The following is a 20460-nucleotide window of genomic DNA, read 5'->3' on the forward strand; positions in this document are numbered from 1 at the left end:
CCATGGCTGAGATCACTGTTCCCGCCATGTCGCTGGTCGTGCTCGTCGGCACGAGCGGCTCCGGCAAGTCGACCTTCGCCGCGCGCGCCTTCGAGCCGTTCGAGACGCTCTCGAGCGACGTGTTCCGCGGCCTGGTCTCGAACGACGAGAACGACCAGTCGGCCACGGCCGCCGCGTTCGAGGCGCTGCGCCACGTCGCGGGCCAGCGGCTGCGTCGCGGCCTCCTCACCGTCGTCGACGCGACGAACGTCCAGAAGGACGCCCGGGCGTCGTTCGTCGAGCTCGCCCGCTCGAACGACGTCCTGCCGGTGGCGATCGTCCTCGACGTGGCGGAGTCCGTGGCCGTCGCCCGCAACGCCGAGCGCACCGACCGCGACTTCCCCGCCTCCGTCATCCGCCGGCAGCACGACCAGCTGCGACGGTCGCTGAAGTTCCTCGGCAAGGAGGGCTTCCGGCGCGTGCACGTGCTGTCGAGCGTCGACGAGATCGACCAGGCGACCATCCGCCGCGAGCCGCTCCTGAACGACCTGCGCACCGAGCACGGCCCGTTCGACTCCATCGGCGACGTGCACGGCTGCCGCTCCGAGCTCGAGTCGCTGCTCGGCGAGCTCGGCTACGAGCTGACCCGCGACGAGCAGGGTCGCCCCGTCGACGCCGCCCACCCCGAGGGGCGGCGCGCGGTCTTCCTCGGCGACCTGGTCGACCGCGGGCCCGACGTGGTCGGAGTGCTGCGGCTGGCGATGGGCATGGTGGCCTCCGGCAACGCCCTCGCCGTCCCCGGCAACCACGAGCACAAGCTGGTGCGGGCGCTTCAGGGCAAGAACGTCCAGACCTCGCACGGGCTCGCCGAGACGCTGACGCAGCTCGCCGGCGAGACGCCCGAGTTCCGCCGCGATGTCGAGCGCTTCTGCCACGACCTCGTCTCGCACCTCGTCCTCGACGACGGAAAGCTGGTCGTCTGCCACGCGGGACTCCCCGAGGCGTACCACGGCCGGGCGTCCGGGCGCGTCCGCTCGTTCGCGCTCTACGGCGACACCACGGGCGAGACCGACGAGTTCGGCCTGCCCGTCCGCTACCCGTGGGCGGACGACTACCGCGGCGACGCCGTCGTGCTCTACGGCCACACGCCGACCCCGGTCGCCGAGTGGGTCAACAACACGCTGTGCCTCGACACCGGGTGCGTCTTCGGCGGCGCCCTGACGGCGTTGCGCTACCCCGAGCGCGAGATCGTCTCGGTGCCCGCCGAGCGCGAGTGGTACGCGCCGGTCAAGCCCCTGCAGACGCCCGAGCAGGCGGCCCTGTCGCAGGAACGCCCTCCGGGGGTGCTCTCCGTCCAGGACGTCCTCGGCCGGCACATCATCGAGACCAGGCACCACGGCCGCATCGGCGTCCGCGAGGAGAACGCCGCCGGCGCCCTTGAGGTCATGAGCCGGTTCGCCCTCGACCCGAACCACCTGCTCTACCTGCCGCCGACCATGAGCCCGCCCGCGACCTCGAAGCTCGACGACTACCTCGAGCACCCCGCCGAGGCCTTCGCCGCCTTCCGCCGAGACGGCGTCGAGAGCGTCATCGCCGAAGAGAAGCACATGGGGTCCCGCGCCGTCGTGCTGCTCACGCGCGACCCCGCGCGATTCGGAGCGAAGCCCGGGTGGCGCGGCGTCGTGCACACCCGCACCGGGCGACCGTTCTTCGACGAGGCGACCGGTGCCGAGTTCCTGCGCAGGATCGACACGGCCGTCGACGGCGCGGGCCTGTGGGGTGAGCTCGACACCGACTGGCTCCTCCTCGACGCCGAGCTGCTGCCGTGGTCGTTCAAGGCGGGCGACCTCATCCGAGACCAGTACGCGTCGGTGGGCGCCGCGGCGACCACGGCGCTGCCCGCGGCGGTCGCCGCACTCGAGGCGGCAGCCGCCTCCGGGGTGGACGTCGGCGAGCTCGCCGAGCGCACCCGGCTCCGATCGGACGACGCCGTGAAGTACGTCGCCGCCTACCGCCGCTACGCCGCGCAGTCGTCGGGACTCGACGGCGTGCAGCTCGCGCCGTTCCAGGTGCTCGCGACCGAGGGTCGCACCCACGTCGATCGCCCGCACGAGTGGCACCTCGACCTCGCCGACCGGCTGGCCGATGCCGACCCGGTGCTCTTCCGCCGCACCCGTCGCACGATGGTCGACCTCGGCTCCGACGACTCGGTCGCCGCCGCCACCGCCTGGTGGGTCGACCTGACCGAGGCGGGCGGCGAGGGCATGGTCGTCAAGCCCGCCGAGGGCCTGCGCCGCACGAAGAACGGGCTCGTGCAGCCCGGCATCAAGGTGCGCGGGCGCGAGTACCTGCGGATCATCTACGGCCCCGACTACACGAGGCCGGAGAACCTCCGACGTCTCAAAGACCGCGGGCTCGGGCTCAAGCGATCGCTCGCGCTGCGCGAGTACGCCCTCGGAGTGGAGGCGCTGGACCGGGTCGTCGCGCGGGAGCCGCTGTGGCGGATCCACGAGGCCGTGTTCGCGGTGCTGGCGATGGAGTCGGAGGCGGTGGATCCGCGGCTGTGAGGGGGTCGGCGGGCGCGCCAACACAGTGAGCTTCGCTCAATTTGTTTCCGCGCCGAGCCGTATGGCATACTCGACGAGTTGCAAATACGGCCCCATCGTATAGCGGCCTAGTACGCTGCCCTCTCACGGCGGTAACACCGGTTCGAATCCGGTTGGGGTCACGATGCAAAATGCCCTCCCCTGCGGGAGGGCATTTTGCATCTGTGCCTGTCAGAACAGATGTGCTTGTCAAAACAGATGTGCTTGTCAGAACAGCTGAAGGGTCGCTTCGCTCCCTTTCCTTCCGGGGCTGTCGGCCGGGAGCTTGAGCCTCGTGCGCAGTAGCGTTGGGGTCATGTTGGTTACCAAGTACGAGCACGCAGCCCTTGTCGTCGAAGTGGACGGGCAGCGGCTCGTCATCGATCCGGGCGGATTCACGCGCCCGCTCACGGATGTGACCGACGTCGAGGGCATCGTCATCACCCACCAGCACCCCGACCACTGGACCCCCGGCCAGATCGAGGGCCTGCTCGAGGCCAACCCCGGCGCGCGCATCCTCGGCCCCGAAGGTGTCGCGCACGCTCTCGGCGAGGTGGGGTTCGCCGTGGAGACGGTCAGCGACGGCGACGTCGTCGAGGTCGGCCCGTTCACCCTCCGCTTCGCCGGGACCGACCACGCTGTGATCCACGAGAGCCTCCCCCGCGTCGACAACACCGGCGTGCTGGTCAACGACACGCTCTTCCACCCCGGCGACTCGTACACCGTCCCCCCGTTCGACGTTCCTGTGCTCGCTGCTCCGATCGGCGCCCCGTGGCTTAAGATCGGCGAGGCGATGGACTACGCGGCCGCCGTGAAGCCGGGGCGGGCCTTCCCGATCCACGAGAAGACGCTCTCGGAGACGGGGCTGGGGATGCACGTCGACCGGATCCGCGCGGTCGTCGAGGCAGCCGGAGGCGACGTCGTCGTGCTGGCGCCCGGAGAGTCGCTCGAGCTCTAGTTCCTGCGCCCCCGGGCTCGCGAGGTGGCCCCCGTCGTCGCCGCGCCTCCAGCGGTGCGACGACGGGGGCCATCTCGCGCAACGCCGTGACGCGAAACGCCCCGTCGCACGAGGCGGCGGGGCGTTCCAGGGCCGAAAGCTACGCGTCGAGGCGCGTCAGCCAGCCGTGGCGGTCTTCGCGACGGCCGTACTGGATGTCGGTGAGCTCGGCGCGGAGGGACCGCGTGAGCGAGTCGGGGCCGGCGACGGGCGACACGATCGACACGCCCTCGCCTTTCAGCTCGCCGATCGGCACGACCACCGCGGCGGTTCCGCAGGCGAACACCTCGACGATGTCGCCCGAGGCGACGCCGTCGCGCCACTCGTCGAGCGACACGCGGCGACGCTCGACCGTGTGGCCGCGGTCTTCGGCGAGCTGCAGGATCGAGTCGCGCGTGATGCCCTCGAGGATCGAGTCGGAGTCGGGGGTGACGAGGGTTCCGTCTCTGTAGACGAGCACCACGTTCATGCCGCCGAGCTCTTCGATGTAGGTCGTGTCGACGGAGTCGAGGAACAGCACCTGCGAGCAGCCGTTGGCGTACGCCTCCTCTTGCGGGAGGAGCGATGCGGCGTAGTTGCCGCCGGTCTTCGCCGCGCCGGTGCCGCCCTTGCCCGCACGGGAGAAGTTCGTCGACAGCCAGATCGACACCGGGGCGACGCCGCCGGTGAAGTACGCGCCGGCCGGGCTCGCGATCACGTAGTAGCCGACCTTGTGCGCCGCCCGCACGCCGAGGAAGCTCTCGGTCGCGATCATGAACGGACGCAGGTAGAGGCTGGTCTCGTCGGCCGACGGCACCCACTTCTCGTCGACCTGGACGAGCTGCTTGAGCGACTCGACGAAGTCGTCGACCGCCAGCTCGGGGAGGGCGAGGCGCTTCGCGGACCGCTGCAGGCGACGGCCGTTGGCGTCGGGCCGGAACGTCCAGACCGAGCCGTCGGCATGGCGGTAGGCCTTGATGCCCTCGAAGATCTCCTGCCCGTAGTGGAGGACGGCTGCGGAGGGGTCGAGCATCAGCGGACCGTACGGGCTGACGGTGGCGTCGTGCCAGCCGTCGTCGGCCGTCCACTCGATGGCGACCATGTGGTCGGTGAAGTACTTGCCGAAGCCGGGGTCGGCGAGCATGGCCTCGCGCTCGGCGTCGGCGCGGGCAGCCGGCGACGGAGTCAGCTGGAAGTTCAGGGGGTAGGTGTCGTGGGTCGTGGTCATGAGCGCGCCTATCGGGAAGTGGGGACGAGTGCCACGGCGGCGGCGATCGCGTCGCCGATCTGGGCCGTGGTTCGGGAGGACCCAGCGGTGCGGCCGGCGATGTCGGCCTCGACGGCCGCCGTCACCCGGGCGGACTCTTCGGCCAGACCGAGGTGGTCGAGGAGAAGAGCCGTCGAGAGGATGGCGGCCGTGGGGTCGGCCTTCTGCTGGCCGGCGATGTCGGGAGCGGAGCCGTGCACCGGTTCGAACATGCTGGGGAAGGCGCCCTCGGGGTTGATGTTGCCCGAGGCTGCCAGGCCGATGCCGCCGCTGATTGCGCCAGCCAGATCGGTGAGGATGTCGCCGAAGAGGTTGTCCGTGACGATGACGTCGAATCTAGCAGGGTCGGCGACCAGGTGGATCGTGGCCGCGTCGACGTGCTGGTAGTCGACGGCGACGTCGGGGTACTCGGCTGCGACCGCGTCGACGGTGCGCTGCCAGAGAGAGCCCGAGAAGACGAGCACGTTGGTCTTGTGCACCAGCGTCAGGCGGTGTGCGGGGCGCTTCTGCGCGAGCTCGAAGGCGTACCGGACGACGCGCTCGACACCGTAGGCCGTGTTGACGCTGACCTCGTTGGCGATCTCGTGCGGCGTGCCGGTGCGCAGCGAGCCGCCGTTGCCGACGTACGGACCCTCGGTGCCCTCGCGGACGACGACGAAGTCGACGTCTCCGGGGCTGGACAGCGGCGACGGGACGCCAGGATAGACCTTCGTCGGGCGAAGGTTCACGTAGTGGTCGAGCGCGAAGCGGAGCTTGAGCAGCAGACCACGCTCGATGATGCCGCCGCGCAGGTCCGGGTCGCGCGGGTCGCCCCCGACGGCGCCCAGCAGGATCGCATCGTGCTGCCTGATGGCGTCGAGGTCGGCGTCGGTGAGGATTTCGCCGGTGGCCTTGAAGCGGGCGGCACCGAGTGAGAACTCGGTGACGTCGAACGCGGTGTCGCTGCCGTCGGTGACCGCGCGAAGCACCTTGACGGCCTCGGCAACCACCTCGGGTCCGATCCCGTCGCCCGGGATGCTGGCCAGTCGGACGGTGCGGCTCATGCGTTCTCCTCGCTTCGGGGCTGCTGCGTCAAGCTTACCGAGGGGGCGGGGGCGCGAAGGAGTTCCTGCGCCCCTCGGAAGAAGGCCTACAGCGTGACGTCGATCTCCTGCAGCACGTCGGCGTCGATCGCGCGGCGCACCTTCTCGAGCAGCCCCTCGGGAGCCGGGGAGTCGATGGTCAGGACCGACAGAGCAGTGCCGCCCGCCGTGGTGCGCGCGATCTGCATTCCGGCGATGTTGATCCCGGCCTCGCCGAACTCCTTGCCGTAGACCGCGACGATGCCGGGGCGGTCGGTGTAGAGCATCACGATGTGGTGCTTCGCGAGCGGGACCTCGACGTCGTATCCGTTGATCTCGACGATCTTCTCGACCTGCTTCGTGCCGGTCAGCGTTCCCGAGACCGAGATCTGACGACCGTCGGCGAGGGCGCCGCGCAGGGTGATGATGTTGCGGTACTCCTCCGACACGGCGTCGGTGAGCAGGCGCACGGTGACTCCTCGCTGCTCAGCGAGCAGAGGCGCGTTGACGTAGCTGACCGTCTCTTGCACGGCGTCCGAGAACACGCCCTTGAGCGCCGCGAGCTTGTAGACGCTGACGTCGTACTCGGTGAGGTCGCCGTGCACCTCGACGTCGATCGACGTGAGCGGGCTGTCGGCGAGGCCGGAGAAGACCTGGCCGAGCTTCTCGACCAGCGGGATGCCGGGGCGGACGTACTCGTCGATGACACCGCCGGCGACGTTCACGGCATCGGGAACGAGCTCGCCGCCGAGCGCCAGGCGCACCGACTTCGCGACCGAGACGCCGGCCTTCTCCTGCGCCTCGTCGGTCGACGCGCCGAGGTGCGGGGTGACGACGACGTTCTCGAGGGCGAGGAGGTCGGTGTTCGCGGGCGGCTCGGAGACGAACACGTCGAGGCCGGCGCCGGCGATGGTGTCGCTGCGGAGGGCCTCGAACAGCGCCTCCTCGTCGATGAGTCCGCCGCGGGCCACGTTGACGATGAAGGCGGTCGGCTTCATCTTCGCGAGCTGAGCCGTCGAGATCATCCCCGTGGTCTCGGGCGTCTTCGGCATGTGGATGGTGATGAAGTCGCTCTGCTCGAGCAGCTCGTCGAGCGTGAGCAGGGTGACGCCGAGCTGCTGAGCGCGAGCCGGGGTGACGTAGGGGTCGAACGCGACGATGTTCATGCCGAACGCCTGGAGGCGGGCGGTGATGAGTGCGCCGATTCGGCCGAGTCCGATGATGCCGACGGTCTTCTCGAAGAGCTCGACGCCGGTGTACTTCGAGCGCTTCCACTGACCCTGCGCGAGTGCCGCGTGGGCGGCGGGGATGTGCCGGGCGAGGCTCAGGATGTGGCCGACGGTCAGCTCGGCCGCCGAGATGATGTTGGAGGTCGGGGCGTTCACGACCATGACGCCGGCGTTGGTCGCGGCCTTGATGTCGACGTTGTCGAGGCCGACGCCCGCGCGGGCGATGACCTGCAGGTGGGGAGCCGCGGCGATCGCCTCGGCGTCGACCTTCGTGGCCGAGCGCACCAGGATCGCGTTCGCGTCTGCCAGGGCGGAGAGGAGGGCGGGGCGGTCGGTGCCGTCGACGGTGCGGACGTCGAAGTCGGGCCCGAGGGCGTCGACGGTCGCGGGCGAGAGTTCTTCGGCGATCAACACGATGGGCTTGGCCACGGGATTCCTAACGATGGTTCGTGCGCGGGGACTCGTCCACAGTAGCCAGGCCCTCGGCCCTTTCCGGGCGCACGAACTGCCCTCGCGGGTCGAACCTGAGAATCCGCAGAGCATGCCCAGGCGACCCGGACCTAATTGCGCGGCCCGCGTTCCTCTGGCAAGGACAACCCGAAAGGCGGTCCTTGCGGCACTGGCATTCGCGCGCAGAAATCCGCGCTGGCGATGCGCGACGGTGCCCGAATCCTCGACAGCACGAAAGCGTTCCTTGCGGACGGATCGTGTGGCGGGGTCAGAGCTGGTAGGTACTCGTCACGTACGCCGAGACCGACGCCGAGATGGCCGACGCAGCGCAGGCGGCCGCCAGGAGCAGGACAATTCGACGCCCCAACGAGCGGCGCCGACCGATGAGCACCGCGCCCAGATAGGCGACGGCCGGCGCGACGAGGGCGACGATCAGCTGAACCCAGGGAAGCGGCTTGACGAGTCCGTCGAGGCCGTTTGCCCTGTAGAAGGAATAGTTCTTGCTGATGAGGGGAGGAACGGTGATCACGTTCTGCAACCCGATCCAGGTGAAGTACGCCGCGAGCAAGCCGAAGACAGCCAGCGCCGTGATCCATCCGACGAAGGTGGACGAGCGGTCCGACATGATGCCGTTCTCACCGGCTTCGTCACCGCTCGTCGATTCTGCCGACGCCAGGTCGCTCACGAGGCTCCTCCATAGACGAACTGCCACGGGATCAGCACGATGACTCCCACCAGCAGCCAGACGACACGACGACGTGCCGACGAGGCAGGCGTCAGGGAGAGAGTCGCGGCGAACCACAGTGCCGGGGCGAAGACGGCCAGCCACTGCCCGAGATGCCACAGGGTCAATGAGGCGCCGGCGAGCCCCGGTGCCGTCGCACGGGTGACGGCCAAGAGCCAGGCGACCGTGTAGAGCAGGAGGATCGCGGCGAAGACGCCGTGGGCGACGAGCATGCCCGAACTGAGCACGCCCTCGGGCAGCTCGTCTTCGTCGCCGTCCGCGTCGTCGGCGGTCTCGTCGCCCCGGTGCCCGCGGGCCGGGCCCTCGACGTAGCTGCTGTCGGCCGACTCGCCCCAGCTCAGGGCCTCATCGTCGTCGAGCTCGTGGTCGACGGGATTCTTCTCGGGGCTCACGCGGCGACCCGCGACGAGATCTTGTCAGCGACCACGGCCGCCAGCGACGGAAACAGGGGGTGGCCGGGAAACACTCCCGTGAGCGTCTCGGCGAGCAGCTCGGGACTCACGCCGGAGCCGGCGCTCGTGCGCAGCAGAGACTGCAGCTCGCGACTCTCGACGTCGTCGGGCACGTCGAAGTCGAGAGCGGCGCGGACGACGCGGACGAGGCCGTCGAAGGCCAGACCTCGCTCGGCGAGCTGCGCGGCCGGTCCGACGAGGCGTTCGTGCCGGCTCAGCTTGCTGAGCGGGTTGCGGCCGACGCGGCCGGTGGTGTCGGGGAGGTGCGGGTTCGAGATGCGCTCGAGGTTGCGGTCGATGTAGACCTGCTGCTCGGCGGCGTCGAATCCGTGCTTCTCGATCAGGAGGGCCTTCGTCTCGAGCAGAACCTCGAGCACCTGGGCGTGGATCTCGGGAACCTCGAGGGCCTCGCGGACGCTGCCGATCCCCCGGGCCCAGCCGTAGTAGGCGGCGGCGGCGTGCGCGGTGTTGACGGTGAAGAGCTTGCGCTCGATGAACGGCGCCAGGTCGTCGACCCAGGTGACGCCGTCGATGCCGGGTGCGTCGACGCGGCCCGCGAACGGACCGATCTCGATGGCCCACTCGGCGAACGACTCGATGATCACGTCGAGGCCGGGCGTCTGCTCCGGCACGATGCGGTCGATCTCGCAGTTGGCGAAGACGGCGGAGTCGGCGGCGACCGGCGCGACGCCGCCCAGCGACTCGACGGAGCGGGCGACGGAGGCGGCGAGCGTCGTGGACGCGCCGATGGCGGTCTCGCAGGCGATGACGACGAGCGGAGCCAGGTCGGCGTCGCGCTCGATCAGGCCGCGGGCGATGAGGGGTGCGAGCGATGGGAGGACGCGCGGGCCGACGGAGGTGGTGACGATGTCGGCGGTGGAGATCTCGTAGACGGCGCGCGCCTCGTCGAGTCGGCTGTCGACGGCGCGGAAGCCGTCGACCGAGGTGGTGCGGCCATCGCCGCCGACCTCGTGGACCTCGTACGACTCGGCGGCTTCGAGCTCACGGACCAGTTCGGAGTTCACATCGCAGAACACGACCTCGTAGCCCGAGGCGTGGAGGTACTGACCGACGAAGCCTCGCCCGATGTTTCCGGCGCCGAAATGGACGGCCTTCTTGATCACAACCATCCTTCGATCATCGCACGTCGTTCCGTGCAGGACGACAACACCGCTTCCGCCCGAAGATACCGGAGATGACCGGTGCTTCCGGGCGAAAGCGGTGTCGAAAAGGTCACGAAACGGCTAGCGGGCGGCGTTGCCGTCTACGTAGTCGGCGTCCTGCTGCTTCCAGGCGAAGAGCGCGCGGAGCTCGTGGCCGGTGGCCTCGATGGGGTGCTCCTCGCCCTTCTTGCGGAGGGCCAGGAACTCCGGAGCGCCGGCGTCCTGGTCGTTGATGAAGCGCTCGGCGAAGGCACCCGACTGGATGTCCGCGAGGACGGCCTTCATGTTCTCCTTGACGTCGGGCGAGATGACGCGCGGGCCGGAGACGTAGTCGCCGTACTCGGCGGTGTCGGAGACCGACCAGCGCTGCTTGGCGAGGCCGCCCTCCCAGATGAGGTCGACGATCAGCTTGAGCTCGTGGAGCACCTCGAAGTAGGCGATCTGCGGCTGGTAGCCCGCCTCGGTGAGGGTCTCGAAGCCGTACTGGATCAGCTGCGAGGTGCCGCCGCAGAGGACGGCCTGCTCGCCGAACAGGTCGGTCTCGGTCTCTTCGGTGAAGGTCGTCTTGATGCCGCCGGCGCGGAGGCCGCCGATGCCCTTGGAGTACGACCAGGCGAGGTCCCACGCCGAGCCCGTGGCGTCGACCTCGACGGCCACGATGACGGGGACGCCTCGGCCGGCCTCGAACTCGCGGCGCACGGTGTGGCCCGGGCCCTTGGGCGCGACGAGGACGACGTCGATGCCCTCGGGGGCCTCGATGTAGCCGAAGCGGATGTTGAAGCCGTGTCCGAAGACGAGGGCGTTGCCGGCCTCGATGTTCGGGGCGATGTCGTCTTTGTAGACGTGGCGCTGTACCTGGTCGGGCGCGAGGATCACGATGACGTCGCCCCACTTCGCGGCCTCGGCCGGCGTGAGCACCTTGAAGCCGGCCTCCTCGGCCTTCGGGCGGCTCTTGGAGCCCTCCTTGAGGCCGACGACGACCTCGACTCCGGAGTCGCGGAGGTTCAGCGCGTGGGCGTGACCCTGCGAGCCGTAGCCGATGACGGCGACCTTCTTGCCCTGGATGAGCGACAGGTCGGCGTCTTTGTCGTAGAAGATTTCAGTCACAGTGGTGGTTCTCCTTGTTGGTGGTGCGGGTCAGTTCTTGAAGACGCGGTCGGTGATGCTCTTGGCACCGCGGCCGATCGCGAGGAGCCCGGATTGCGAGATCTCCTTGATGCCATAGGGCTCGAGCACCCTCAGAAGAGCCGTCGTCTTGCCGGTGTCGCCCGTGACCTCGATCACGAGCGCATCGGTCGACACGTCGACCACGCTGGCGCGGAAGAGGTTGACGGCCTCGAGCACCTGCGACCGGGACGTGTTGTCGACGCGGACCTTGATGAGCATGTGCTCGCGCTGGACCGACTGCGAGTAGTCGAGCTCGACGATCTTGATGACGTTGATCAGCTTGTTGAGCTGCTTCGTCACCTGCTCGAGCGGGAGCTCCTCGACGTCGACGACGACGGTGATGCGGCTGAGGCCGGGGATCTCGCTCTTGCCGACGGCGAGGCTCTCGATGTTGAAGCCGCGGCGGGCGAAGAGGCCGGCGACGCGGGTCAGCAGACCGGGTTTGTCTTCGACGAGGAGGGAGAGGACGTGGCTCATGCGTGTTCTCCGGTCATGTCGCCGTCGCGGGTGGTGTCGGTCGCGCTCGTGCCGGGCGCCTCGTCGTCCCACTCGGGGGCGAGGGCGCGAGCGTGCTGGATCTCGGAGTTCGATACGCCCTGCGGCACCATGGGCCACACCATCGCGTCGCGGCTGACCACGAAGTCGATGACGACGGGGCGGTCGTTGGTCGCGAGGGCCAGCTGGATCGCGGCGTCGATCTCGTCTTCGCGGGTGACCCGGATGCCCAGGGCGCCGTAGGCGTCGGCGAGCTTGACGAAGTCGGGGACCATGCGAGTGACGGTGCCGCCGCCGGTGTGGCCGGTGTTCAGGTCGGTGAACGAGTGGCGGCCCTCGTAGAACAGGGTCTGCCACTGACGCACCATGCCGAGCGACGAGTTGTTGATGATCGCGACCTTGATCGGGATGTCGTTGATGACGCAGGTGGCGAGCTCCTGGTTGGTCATCTGGAAGCAGCCGTCTCCGTCGATCGCCCAGACGACGCGGTCGGGCTGGCCGACCTTGGCGCCCATGGCGGCGGGGACCGAGTAGCCCATGGTGCCGGCTCCGCCGGAGTTCAGCCAGGCGTGAGGACGCTCGTACTGGATGAACTGGGCCGACCACATCTGGTGCTGGCCGACACCCGAGGCGTAGACGGCCTCCGGCCCGGAGAGCTGGCCGATGCGCTGGATGACCTTCTGCGGTGACAGCAGGCCGTCGTCGGGCTCGGTGAAGCCGAGCGGGAACTGCTCGCGGAGACCGTTCAGACGCTCCCACCACGCCGACAGGTCGGGCTGCGAACCGCCAGTGATGTCGGCGTAGGCGGCCGTGAGGTCAATGATGACCTCTCGCGCGTCGCCCACGATCGGCACGTCCGCCAGGCGGATCTTCGAGATCTCGGCGGGGTCGATGTCGACGTGCACGACTTTGGCGTTCGGGGCGAAGAGCTCCGCCTTGCCGGTCACCCGGTCGTCGAAGCGGGCGCCGAGGGCGATGATGAGATCGCTCTCCTGCAGGCCGAGGACGGCCGGGACGGTGCCGTGCATGCCCGGCATCCCGAGGTGCTGCCGGTGCGAGTCGGGGAACGCGCCCCGAGCCATCAGCGTGGTCACCACGGGTGCCCCCGTGGCCTCGACGAGCTCGAGCAGCTCGGCCGACGCACCGGAGCGGATCACGCCGCCGCCGACGTAGAAGACCGGCTTGCGCGACTCGGCGATGAGCTGGGCCGCGGCAGTGATCTGCTTCCCGTGCGCCTTGGTGATCGGACGGTAGCCGGGCAGGTCGACCGTCTCGGGCCAGACGAAGGGCGCGGACATCTGCTGCGCGTCTTTGGTGATGTCGACGAGCACGGGGCCGGGGCGGCCGGTCGAGGCGATCTGGTACGCCGCCGCGAGGGTCGCCGGGATGTCCTCCGGCTTCGTCACGAGGAACGAATGCTTCGTGATCGGCATCGTGATGCCCACGATGTCGGCCTCCTGGAACGCGTCGGTTCCCATGAGGGTCGAGAACACCTGGCCGGTGATGGCCAGGAGCGGCACGGAGTCCATGTAGGCGTCGGCGATCGCGGTCACGAGGTTCGTGGCGCCGGGACCGGACGTCGCGATGGCGACGCCGACCCGCCCGGAGGCGGCGGCGTACCCCTCGGCGGCGTGACCGGCACCCTGCTCGTGGCGGACCAGGATGTGGCGGATCGCCGTCGACGACATGAGCTCGTCGTAGAACGGGATGATCGCGCCGCCGGGAAGGCCGAAGACGTCGGTGACGCCGAGCTTCTCGAGCGACCGGAGGATGGCACCGGAACCCGTCAGGATCTCGGGGCTGGCCTGGCGTGGGCGGGCGGGTGCGGTGGGCAGGGGACTTGCATCTGGAGTCATCGGTGACGATTCCCTCTGGGGGTGGTGGCGAATGGGTGAAAGCCCTAGTAGGTGACAGCGCCCTCTGCGGCGGACTTCACCTGGCGGGCGTACTTGGCCAGGACTCCGCGCGTGTACACGGGAGGCAGAGGTGCCCAGCCGTCACGGCGGGCGTCAAGCTCAGCCGGATCGACGAGTAGGTCGAGCGAGCGAGCAGCGATATCGACCCGAATCAGATCACCATCGCGCACGAATGCGATCGGACCTGCGTCGACCGCTTCGGGTGCTATGTGGCCGATGCACAGGCCGGTTGTGCCGCCTGAGAATCGTCCGTCCGTCAACAGTAGTACATCCTTGCCGAGGCCCGCGCCCTTGATGGCCGCCGTGATGGCGAGCATCTCGCGCATGCCCGGGCCGCCCTTCGGGCCCTCGTAGCGGATGATGACGACGTCGCCCTTGTCGATGCGCCCCTCCGTGAGGGCGTCCATGGCGGCACGTTCGCGCTCGAACACCCGGGCAGGACCCTCGAACACGTCCGCGTCGAAGCCGGCGGTCTTGACGACGGCGCCCTCGGGTGCGAACGAGCCGCTGAGGACGGTGAGCCCGCCGGTCGGGTGGATCGGGTTGTCGAGCGTGCGCAGCACCTCGCCGTCGAGCGGCTTCGGCTTGATGTCGGCGAGGTTCTCGGCGACGGTCTTGCCGGTGACGGTGAGGCACTCGCCGTGGATCAATCCGGCATCGAGCAGGGCCTTCATGACGACGGGCACGCCGCCGTGTCGGTCGACGTCGTTCATGACGTACTTGCCGAACGGCTTGAGGTCGCCGATGTGAGGCACCTTGTCGCCGATGCGGTTGAAGTCGTCGATGGTCAGGTCGACCTCGGCCTCGTAGGCGATGGCGAGCAGGTGCAGCACGACGTTCGTCGAGCCGCCGAAGGCCATGGCGACGGCGATGGCGTTCTCGAACGCCTCCTTGGTCAGGATGTCGCGCGCAGTGATGCCGAGCCTCAGCATGTTCACGACGGCCTCGCCCGAGCGGTGGGCGAAGTAGTCGCGGCGACGGTCGGCCGAGGGCGGCGAGGCCGAGCCGGGGAGGCTCATGCCGAGCGCCTCGGCGACCGAGGCCATCGTGTTGGCGGTGTACATGCCGCCGCAGGCGCCCTCGCCCGGGGCGATGGCGCACTCGATGGCGTACAGGTCTTCGTCCGAGATCGTGCCGGCCTTGGCGGCACCGACGGCCTCGAACGAGTCGATGATCGTGACGTCCTTCTCGGTGCCGTCCGACAGCTTGACCCAGCCGGGAGCGATCGATCCGGCGTAGAGGAAGACGCTGGCCAGGTCGAGGCGCGCGGCGGCCATCAGCATGCCCGGCAGCGACTTGTCGCAGCCGGCGAGCAGCACGGAGCCGTCCAGGCGCTCGGCCATCATGACGGTCTCGACGCTGTCGGCGATGACCTCGCGCGAGACGAGCGAGAAGTGCATGCCCTCGTGGCCCATCGCGATGCCGTCGGACACCGAGACGGTGCCGAACTGCAGCGGGTAGCCGCCACCCGAGTGGACGCCCTCTTTGGCGCCCTGGGCGAGTCGGTTCAGCGACAGGTTGCAGGGGGTGATCTCGTTCCACGACGAGGCGATGCCGATCTGCGGCTTCTCCCAGTCGGCGTCGCCCATTCCGACGGCGCGGAGCATTCCTCGCGAGGTGGTGGCTTCGACTCCGTCGGTGACGTCTCTGCTCCGAGGCTTCCAGTCGACGCCGTGCTCGTTCAATTTCTCAGGCATGCCGCTCAGTTTAGGGCGTCGGAGTGGCCGTGTCGGACGGGTGGAGCCCCGGCTGCCCGGTCGGCGTCGGCCGCGCCGTCCGGCTGACCGTGAGGTCCATCGGCGACACCTCCAGGATTCCGGCCGAGATGTTCCACCGGGCCGAGTACGAGCGCGTCGCCGACACCACCAGATCGAGGCGCACGCCCGCCGCCGCGGCGTCTTTCTCCGGGGTGCAGGAACTCGCCGCCCGGTCCGAGCCCGCCGCCATGATCAGGCAGAACGAGTCGTCGATCCCCCGCGCCACCCAGATGCCGCCCTTCACGCGACCGTCGGTGAACTGGGCGAGGACGCGCCGGGTGGTCGCCGGGTCGACGCGCGTCGGGACGACCGCCGGGATGTCGGCGGCCACCTGCTTCTGGTCGAAGTACTCCGAGCCGAGGCCCTGGGCGACGGCGGCTCCCGGGTCGACGGCGCTGAGCCCGTAGGTGGCGACGGCGGCCGGAGCTGCCCCGGGGGCGTCGCCCGGCGGGTCGGCGTGGAGCGCCTGGGCGACGCCGGCTCCCGCCAGGCCGGCGACGAGGACGGCGACGCCCGCGACCGCGACCCAGCTGCGGGCCGGACGGGACCTCGGCGGCGGGGTGGCGTCGGCGGCGGCGGGGGCTGCGGCGGGCAGTTCCTGCGACTCATGGCCCTGCCTGCCGTGCACGAGCGGATGCAGGAGGGCTCGCAGCTCGGCCACGTCGCGCGGGTCGGGCGCCTCGGTGCCGTAGACCCGGGCTTCGAGTTCGCTTCGGCGCTCCTCGGGGCTCATGGCTCGATGGTAGTTCGCCCGGGTCGCGGTCGGTCGGCCGAATGTCGGTGGGGGCGGGCAGGGTGGGCGCATGGATGAGAAAGAGCGACTCCACCTCTACCTCAGGCAGCGGCGCGACGACCTGCTGCACAAGCTCGAGGGGCTCGGCGAGTACGACGCGCACCGGCCGATGACGCCGACGGGCACGAACCTGATCGGGCTCGTCAAGCACACCGCCAGCGTGCAGCTCGGCTACCTGGGCGAGGTGTTCGGGCGGCCCGCCGAGCGGCGGGTGGCGTTCGAGCTGCCCGGTGCGGCCGAAGACGACGACATGTGGTCGCCGGCCGGTGAGACGATCGCCGACGTCGTGGAGTTCCACCACTACTCGGCCGCGCACGCCGACGCGACCGTCGAGGCGCTCCCCCTCGATGCGGCCGGCGTCGTGCCGTGGTGGCCGGACGACCGCAAGGCCGTGACGCTGCAGTGGATCCTCGTGCACATGCTGTCCGAGACGGCGCGGCATGCGGGGCACGCCGACATCCTGCGCGAGACGATCGACGGGTCGATCGGCAACGGCCCGGCCGACGCGAACGTGCCCGGCAAGTCGCCCGACGAGTGGGCGGCCTTCCGGGCGAGGATCGAGGCCGCCGCCCGCGAGGCCGGTGACCGCTAGCTCCAGCGAGTCGCTCGGAGGCGTGCGCTCCAAGGCGGAGCACCGACGACTATGGCGGAGCCATATCGCCGGTGCGACAACGCCGGAGGGTGCGCCCCCGGCTGACCCCAGCGAGTCGCTCGGAGGCGTGCACTCCAAGGCGGAGCACCGACGACTATGGCGGAGCCATGTCGCCGAAGCGACAACGCCGAAGGGTGCGCCCCCGGCCGACCCCAGCGAGTCGCTCGGAGGCGTGCACTCCAAGGCGGAGCACCGACGACTATGGCGGAGCCATGTCGCCGAAGCGACAACGCCGAAGGGTGCGCCCCCGGCCGACCCCAGCGAGTCGCTCGGAGGCGTGCACTCCAAGGCGGAGCACCGGCGACTATGGCGGAGCCATGTCGCCGAAGCGACAACGCCGGAGGGTGCGCCCCCGGCCGACCCCAGCGAGTCGCTCGGAGGCGTGCACTCCAAGGCGGAGCACCGGCGACTATGGCGGAGCCATGTCGCCGGTGCGACAACGCCGGAGGGTGCGCCCCCGAGCGACTCGCCCTAGCTCTGGCCGAGGTGGGCGCGGAGGTCGGCCAGATCAGCCAGCAGGTGCGCGACCGCGGCGGGATCGGCGACGCGGTAGGCCGCCGCGGTGGCGCCCGAGCCGCACTTGAGGCCGAAGTCGTCAGGGCCGAGCACGGCGAAGCCGTCCTCGTCGGTCACGTCGTCGCCGGCGAAGAGAACGGCGGTCGCACCGGTCATGGCACGCAGGCGTTCCAGCCCGTCGCCCTTCGATGCGCTGCGGACAGCGAACTCCAGGACGTCCTTGCCGATGCGCGAGAAGGCGCCGGGCGCCTCGGCCTCGATGCGGCGAGCGGCCTCCGCATCGGCCGCCTCGGTATCGGCGTCGGTCGCATTGCGCGTGTGGAGGGCGAAGCCGGCCGGCTTCTCCTCGACGATGACGTTCTCGTAGCCGGCCGCGACCTCGTCGAGGACGGTGTGGATCGTGGTCCGCAGCGCCGACTCCTCGGGCGTGAGGCCGACATCGGCCGAGCCGTCGATCCGGTACTCGACACCGTGCGACCCCACGAGCAGCACGTCGTCGGGCATCTCGGACACCTCCGCCAGGCTGGCGATGGCGCGGCCCGAGACGAGGGCCACCGTGGTGTCGGGGAGCTCGACGAGACGGAGCAGGGCCTCGCGCGCCTCGGGGAGCATGCGCGCGCCCATCGGCTGGTCGACGGTCGGCGAAAGGGTGCCGTCGAAGTCGAGCGCGACGAGCAGCACGGCGGTGGTCGCGAGGCGGCCGAGCGCGTCGGCCATGGCGGTCTCGGCTGCGGCGTCGGGTGCCTCGGCGGCGCCGGGCACGGGGGCGGGGGCGGTCATGCGGCGGTCTCCGGGGTTCCTGCGCTGTCGTCTGCGGGCTCGGATCCCGACGACTCGGCCAGCGCCTCCTCGACGGTCTTCTTCGGCGGTGCCGCGATTCGGTGGCCCGGCCGGACGTCGGAGAGCGCGGCCAGGAACGACGCCGACCACTTCGCCACGTCGTTGTCGAGCACGCGTCGGCGCAGGGCGCGCATGCGCGTGACGCGGTCGCGGCGCGGCATCTCGATCGCGCGCATGATGGTGTTCTTGAGGCCGCCGATGTCGTGCGGGTTGACGAGGAGGGCGCTGCGGAGCTCGTCCGCGGCACCGGCGAACTCGCTCAGGATGAGCACGCCGTCGCTGTCGAAGCGGACGGCGATGTACTCCTTGGCGACGAGGTTCATGCCGTCGCGCAGGGCCGTCACGAGCATGATGTCGGCGGCGAGGTAGAGCGCGACCATCTCCTCGCGCGGGTAGCCGTGGTGGTGGTAGCTGATCGCGGTGTGGCTCATGGTGGCGTAGTCGCCGTTGATGCGGCCGACCGTCAGCTCGATCTCGTCGCGCAGGGCCATGTACGCCTCGACGCGCTCGCGGCTCGGCGACGCGACCTGCACGAGAGTCGCGTCCTCGACGCTGAGACGGCCGTCGGAGAGCAGCTCGCCGAACGCCTTCATGCGGTGGCGGATGCCCTTCGTGTAGTCGAGGCGGTCGACGCCGAGGATCACCGTCTTCGGGTTGCCGAGCCCCTCGCGGATCTCGCGGGCGCGGGCCTGGATCTCGGGCTTGCGGGCCAAGGCCTCGAAGCCGGCGGAGTCGATGGAGATCGGGAAGTGCTTCGCGACGACGCGGCGCACCTTGCGACCGCGGCGCGACAGCGGGGCCGACTCGTCGTCGACCGGCACGTCGATGTAGGGGCGCGTCGTGGCGTAGCCGAGCAGATGGCGCACCGAGCGCGAGAAGTTGGAGGCGTCGTCGGCGCGCTGGAACCCGATGACGTCGGCGCCGAGCAGACCCTCGAGGATCTTCTCGCGCCACGGCAGCTGCGAGAAGATGCCGAGCGGCGGGAACGGGATGTGGTTGAAGAACCCGATGGTCAGGTCGGGGCGGAGCTCGCGGAGGAACTGCGGCACCAGCTGCATCTGGTAGTCCTGCACCCACACGACGCCGTCCTGCTCGGCGACCTCGGCGGCGCGCTGGGCGAACCGGCGGTTCACCAGCACGTAGCTGTCCCACCACACGCGGTGGTAGGTCGGGGCCGAGATGACGTCGTGGTACAGCGGCCAGAGCGTGTCGTTGCTGAAGCCCTCGTAGTAGCGCTGCACCTCTTCTTCGCTGAGCGGCACGGGCACGACGTTGATGCCGTCGTTCTCGAACGGCTCGAACTCGAGGTCGGGCTTGCCGGCCCAGCCCACCCAGGCGCCGTCGTTCGCGCGCATCACGGGCTCGAGGGCCGTGACGAGGCCGCCGGGCGAGTGCTCCCACTTGACGTCGCCGTTCTCGTCGACGGTGTGGTCGACCGGCAGGCGGTTCGAGACCACGACGAAGCCGTAGGTCTCGTGCTCGGTGGCGGGAGGGGTGTGATCGGGGTGTTCGGACATCGGGTGTAGGTGCTCCGCTCGCTGACCCGGGACGCATTCCCCCGGGGATCCGAGGCTACCAGCGCGCCGAACCGGGCGGTTCAGAGGCCCGGGCGCAGGAACCCGGGGGGGCCGGCCCCGGCAGATCAGTCCAGCAGGCGCAGGGTCGCCTCCGCCGCACGGGCCAGGGCGACGCCGTAGCTCCGGCCGTGCCCTGCCGCGTGCACCGCAAGCGGGTGCAGCTGGTGCAGGGGCACCCGCGCCTCCCAGCCCGGGCGCAGCGGCGCTGCCGCGTCGTACGCGGCCAGCACGTCGTCGAGGTACGGGCAGCCGAAGAGCGCGAGCATGGCAAGGTCGGTCTCGGGGTGCCCGCCGTGCGCCGCCGGGTCGATCAGCACGACGCCGTCGGCGCCGAAGAGCACGTTGCCGTTCCAGAGGTCCCCGTGGAGGCGCGCGGGCGCCGCATCGTCGTCGAACTCCCCCGCCGCGATGGCATCGCAGGCGCGCCCGACGACGGCCGCCTCGTCTGGCGCGAGGCTGCCCGCCGCTACGGCGATGTCGGCGAATGGCCGCACGCGCTGCTCGGCGTAGAAGACGCCCCACGAGTCGCGGGGGCGACACGCCTGCTCGCGGCTGCCGATGAACGTGGGGCCGGTCCAGCCGTCGGGCGGGGCCCCGAAGTCGGCGGCGCCGGCGCCGTGGGTGACGGCGAGCGCGCTGCCGAAGGCGCGGGCCGCGTCGGTCGAAGGGCGGACCTCGGAGACGGCCTCCAGCTCGATGCGGCCGGCCGCCACGGCGATCACCTCGGCGACCCGGGCGCCGCCCGCCGCCTGGGCTTCGGCCAGCCAGCGGAGGCCGCGGGCTTCGGCCTGGAAGAAGCCTGCGGGAGCATCGGGCCGGGTCTTCACATGCGAGGTCACC

Annotated in this window: 17 protein-coding genes and 1 tRNA gene; 4 read left to right on the top strand and 14 right to left on the bottom strand. The window is 70.2% G+C overall.

The window, feature by feature from the left end; all coding sequences use genetic code 11:
- The first annotated feature begins 2 nt into the window (after positions 1 to 2).
- The 3 genes from AC3CBB_RS07565 (at position 3) to AC3CBB_RS07575 (ending at position 3522) form a co-directional block, all read left to right on the top strand.
- Positions 3 to 2546 carry a polynucleotide kinase-phosphatase gene (locus AC3CBB_RS07565; protein WP_488626541.1) on the top strand — a complete coding sequence of 848 codons (2544 nt, stop codon included), beginning with the start codon at positions 3 to 5 and terminating at the stop codon, positions 2544 to 2546.
- A gap of 88 nt (positions 2547 to 2634) precedes the next feature.
- A tRNA-Glu gene (locus AC3CBB_RS07570) sits at positions 2635 to 2707 on the top strand.
- A 173-nt stretch (positions 2708 to 2880) separates the two neighbouring features.
- Positions 2881 to 3522, top strand: a complete 642-nt coding sequence (locus AC3CBB_RS07575) for an MBL fold metallo-hydrolase (RefSeq protein ID WP_488626542.1) — start codon at positions 2881 to 2883, stop codon at positions 3520 to 3522.
- A gap of 139 nt (positions 3523 to 3661) precedes the next feature.
- Here the strand turns inward: AC3CBB_RS07575 and AC3CBB_RS07580 are convergent, their stop codons facing one another.
- From AC3CBB_RS07580 to AC3CBB_RS07630, 11 genes are all read right to left on the bottom strand, one after another.
- Entirely contained in the window at positions 3662 to 4768 is a 1107-nt protein-coding gene (locus AC3CBB_RS07580; RefSeq protein WP_488626543.1) for a branched-chain amino acid aminotransferase, read from the bottom strand.
- A gap of 8 nt (positions 4769 to 4776) precedes the next feature.
- Positions 4777 to 5850 (bottom strand): 3-isopropylmalate dehydrogenase, encoded by a 1074-nt coding sequence (locus AC3CBB_RS07585; protein ID WP_488626544.1) that lies wholly within the window; start codon positions 5848 to 5850, stop codon positions 4777 to 4779.
- An 86-nt stretch (positions 5851 to 5936) separates the two neighbouring features.
- Positions 5937 to 7526, bottom strand: a complete 1590-nt coding sequence (serA, locus tag AC3CBB_RS07590; protein WP_488626545.1) for a phosphoglycerate dehydrogenase — start codon at positions 7524 to 7526, stop codon at positions 5937 to 5939.
- Positions 7527 to 7815: 289 nt separating this feature from the next.
- Positions 7816 to 8232 (bottom strand): hypothetical protein, encoded by a 417-nt coding sequence (locus AC3CBB_RS07595; RefSeq protein WP_123504969.1) that lies wholly within the window; start codon positions 8230 to 8232, stop codon positions 7816 to 7818.
- Entirely contained in the window at positions 8229 to 8684 is a 456-nt protein-coding gene (locus tag AC3CBB_RS07600; protein WP_488626546.1) for a hypothetical protein, read from the bottom strand. Before AC3CBB_RS07600 ends, AC3CBB_RS07595 begins: the two co-directional genes overlap by 4 nt.
- Positions 8681 to 9874 (bottom strand): mannitol-1-phosphate 5-dehydrogenase, encoded by a 1194-nt coding sequence (locus AC3CBB_RS07605; RefSeq protein WP_488626547.1) that lies wholly within the window; start codon positions 9872 to 9874, stop codon positions 8681 to 8683. The genes AC3CBB_RS07600 and AC3CBB_RS07605 overlap by 4 nt, the downstream gene beginning before the upstream one ends.
- A 114-nt stretch (positions 9875 to 9988) precedes the next feature.
- Entirely contained in the window at positions 9989 to 11014 is a 1026-nt protein-coding gene (gene ilvC, locus AC3CBB_RS07610; RefSeq protein WP_488626548.1) for a ketol-acid reductoisomerase, read from the bottom strand.
- A gap of 30 nt (positions 11015 to 11044) precedes the next feature.
- The gene (gene ilvN / locus AC3CBB_RS07615) at positions 11045 to 11551 is read right to left on the bottom strand and encodes an acetolactate synthase small subunit (RefSeq protein ID WP_123504973.1); all 507 of its coding nucleotides are present in this window, start codon (positions 11549 to 11551) and stop codon (positions 11045 to 11047) included.
- Positions 11548 to 13425, bottom strand: coding sequence for an acetolactate synthase large subunit (locus AC3CBB_RS07620; protein WP_123504974.1), 1878 nt, complete (start codon positions 13423 to 13425; stop codon positions 11548 to 11550). Before AC3CBB_RS07620 ends, ilvN begins: the two co-directional genes overlap by 4 nt.
- A gap of 44 nt (positions 13426 to 13469) precedes the next feature.
- Complete coding sequence (ilvD, locus tag AC3CBB_RS07625; protein WP_123504975.1) at positions 13470 to 15182, bottom strand: dihydroxy-acid dehydratase; 1713 nt, start codon at positions 15180 to 15182, stop codon at positions 13470 to 13472.
- A 10-nt stretch (positions 15183 to 15192) separates the two neighbouring features.
- Positions 15193 to 15975 carry a hypothetical protein gene (locus tag AC3CBB_RS07630; protein WP_488626549.1) on the bottom strand — a complete coding sequence of 261 codons (783 nt, stop codon included), beginning with the start codon at positions 15973 to 15975 and terminating at the stop codon, positions 15193 to 15195.
- A 70-nt stretch (positions 15976 to 16045) separates the two neighbouring features.
- On the opposite strand from AC3CBB_RS07630, the gene AC3CBB_RS07635 reads away from it, so the two are divergent.
- Positions 16046 to 16627 carry a DinB family protein gene (locus tag AC3CBB_RS07635; protein ID WP_488626550.1) on the top strand — a complete coding sequence of 194 codons (582 nt, stop codon included), beginning with the start codon at positions 16046 to 16048 and terminating at the stop codon, positions 16625 to 16627.
- Between the two features lie 531 nt (positions 16628 to 17158).
- Here AC3CBB_RS07635 and otsB read toward each other — a convergent pair.
- From otsB to AC3CBB_RS07650, 3 genes are all read right to left on the bottom strand, one after another.
- Positions 17159 to 17983 (bottom strand): trehalose-phosphatase, encoded by an 825-nt coding sequence (gene otsB, locus AC3CBB_RS07640; RefSeq protein ID WP_488626551.1) that lies wholly within the window; start codon positions 17981 to 17983, stop codon positions 17159 to 17161.
- Positions 17980 to 19560: an alpha,alpha-trehalose-phosphate synthase (UDP-forming) gene (locus AC3CBB_RS07645; protein WP_488626552.1), complete on the bottom strand. Its 1581-nt coding sequence runs from the start codon at positions 19558 to 19560 to the stop codon at positions 17980 to 17982. The genes otsB and AC3CBB_RS07645 overlap by 4 nt, the downstream gene beginning before the upstream one ends.
- Positions 19561 to 19685: 125 nt before the next feature.
- The gene (locus AC3CBB_RS07650) at positions 19686 to 20459 is read right to left on the bottom strand and encodes a fructosamine kinase family protein (protein ID WP_488626553.1); all 774 of its coding nucleotides are present in this window, start codon (positions 20457 to 20459) and stop codon (positions 19686 to 19688) included.
- Position 20460 lies beyond the last annotated feature (1 nt).

The organism is Frondihabitans sp. OV104 (assembly GCF_057787745.1).

Coding starts and splice junctions, on each gene's coding strand:
- AC3CBB_RS07565 (WP_488626541.1), top strand. CDS start 3: ATGGCTGAGATCACTGTTCCCGCCATGTCGCTGGTCGTGCTCGTCGGC.
- AC3CBB_RS07605 (WP_488626547.1), bottom strand. CDS start 9,874: ATGGTTGTGATCAAGAAGGCCGTCCATTTCGGCGCCGGAAACATCGGG.
- AC3CBB_RS07635 (WP_488626550.1), top strand. CDS start 16,046: ATGGATGAGAAAGAGCGACTCCACCTCTACCTCAGGCAGCGGCGCGAC.
- ilvN (WP_123504973.1), bottom strand. CDS start 11,551: ATGAGCCACGTCCTCTCCCTCCTCGTCGAAGACAAACCCGGTCTGCTG.
- AC3CBB_RS07580 (WP_488626543.1), bottom strand. CDS start 4,768: ATGACCACGACCCACGACACCTACCCCCTGAACTTCCAGCTGACTCCG.
- otsB (WP_488626551.1), bottom strand. CDS start 17,983: ATGACCGCCCCCGCCCCCGTGCCCGGCGCCGCCGAGGCACCCGACGCC.
- AC3CBB_RS07620 (WP_123504974.1), bottom strand. CDS start 13,425: ATGACTCCAGATGCAAGTCCCCTGCCCACCGCACCCGCCCGCCCACGC.
- AC3CBB_RS07575 (WP_488626542.1), top strand. CDS start 2,881: ATGTTGGTTACCAAGTACGAGCACGCAGCCCTTGTCGTCGAAGTGGAC.
- AC3CBB_RS07585 (WP_488626544.1), bottom strand. CDS start 5,850: ATGAGCCGCACCGTCCGACTGGCCAGCATCCCGGGCGACGGGATCGGA.
- AC3CBB_RS07630 (WP_488626549.1), bottom strand. CDS start 15,975: ATGAGCCCCGAGGAGCGCCGAAGCGAACTCGAAGCCCGGGTCTACGGC.
- ilvD (WP_123504975.1), bottom strand. CDS start 15,182: ATGCCTGAGAAATTGAACGAGCACGGCGTCGACTGGAAGCCTCGGAGC.
- AC3CBB_RS07645 (WP_488626552.1), bottom strand. CDS start 19,560: ATGTCCGAACACCCCGATCACACCCCTCCCGCCACCGAGCACGAGACC.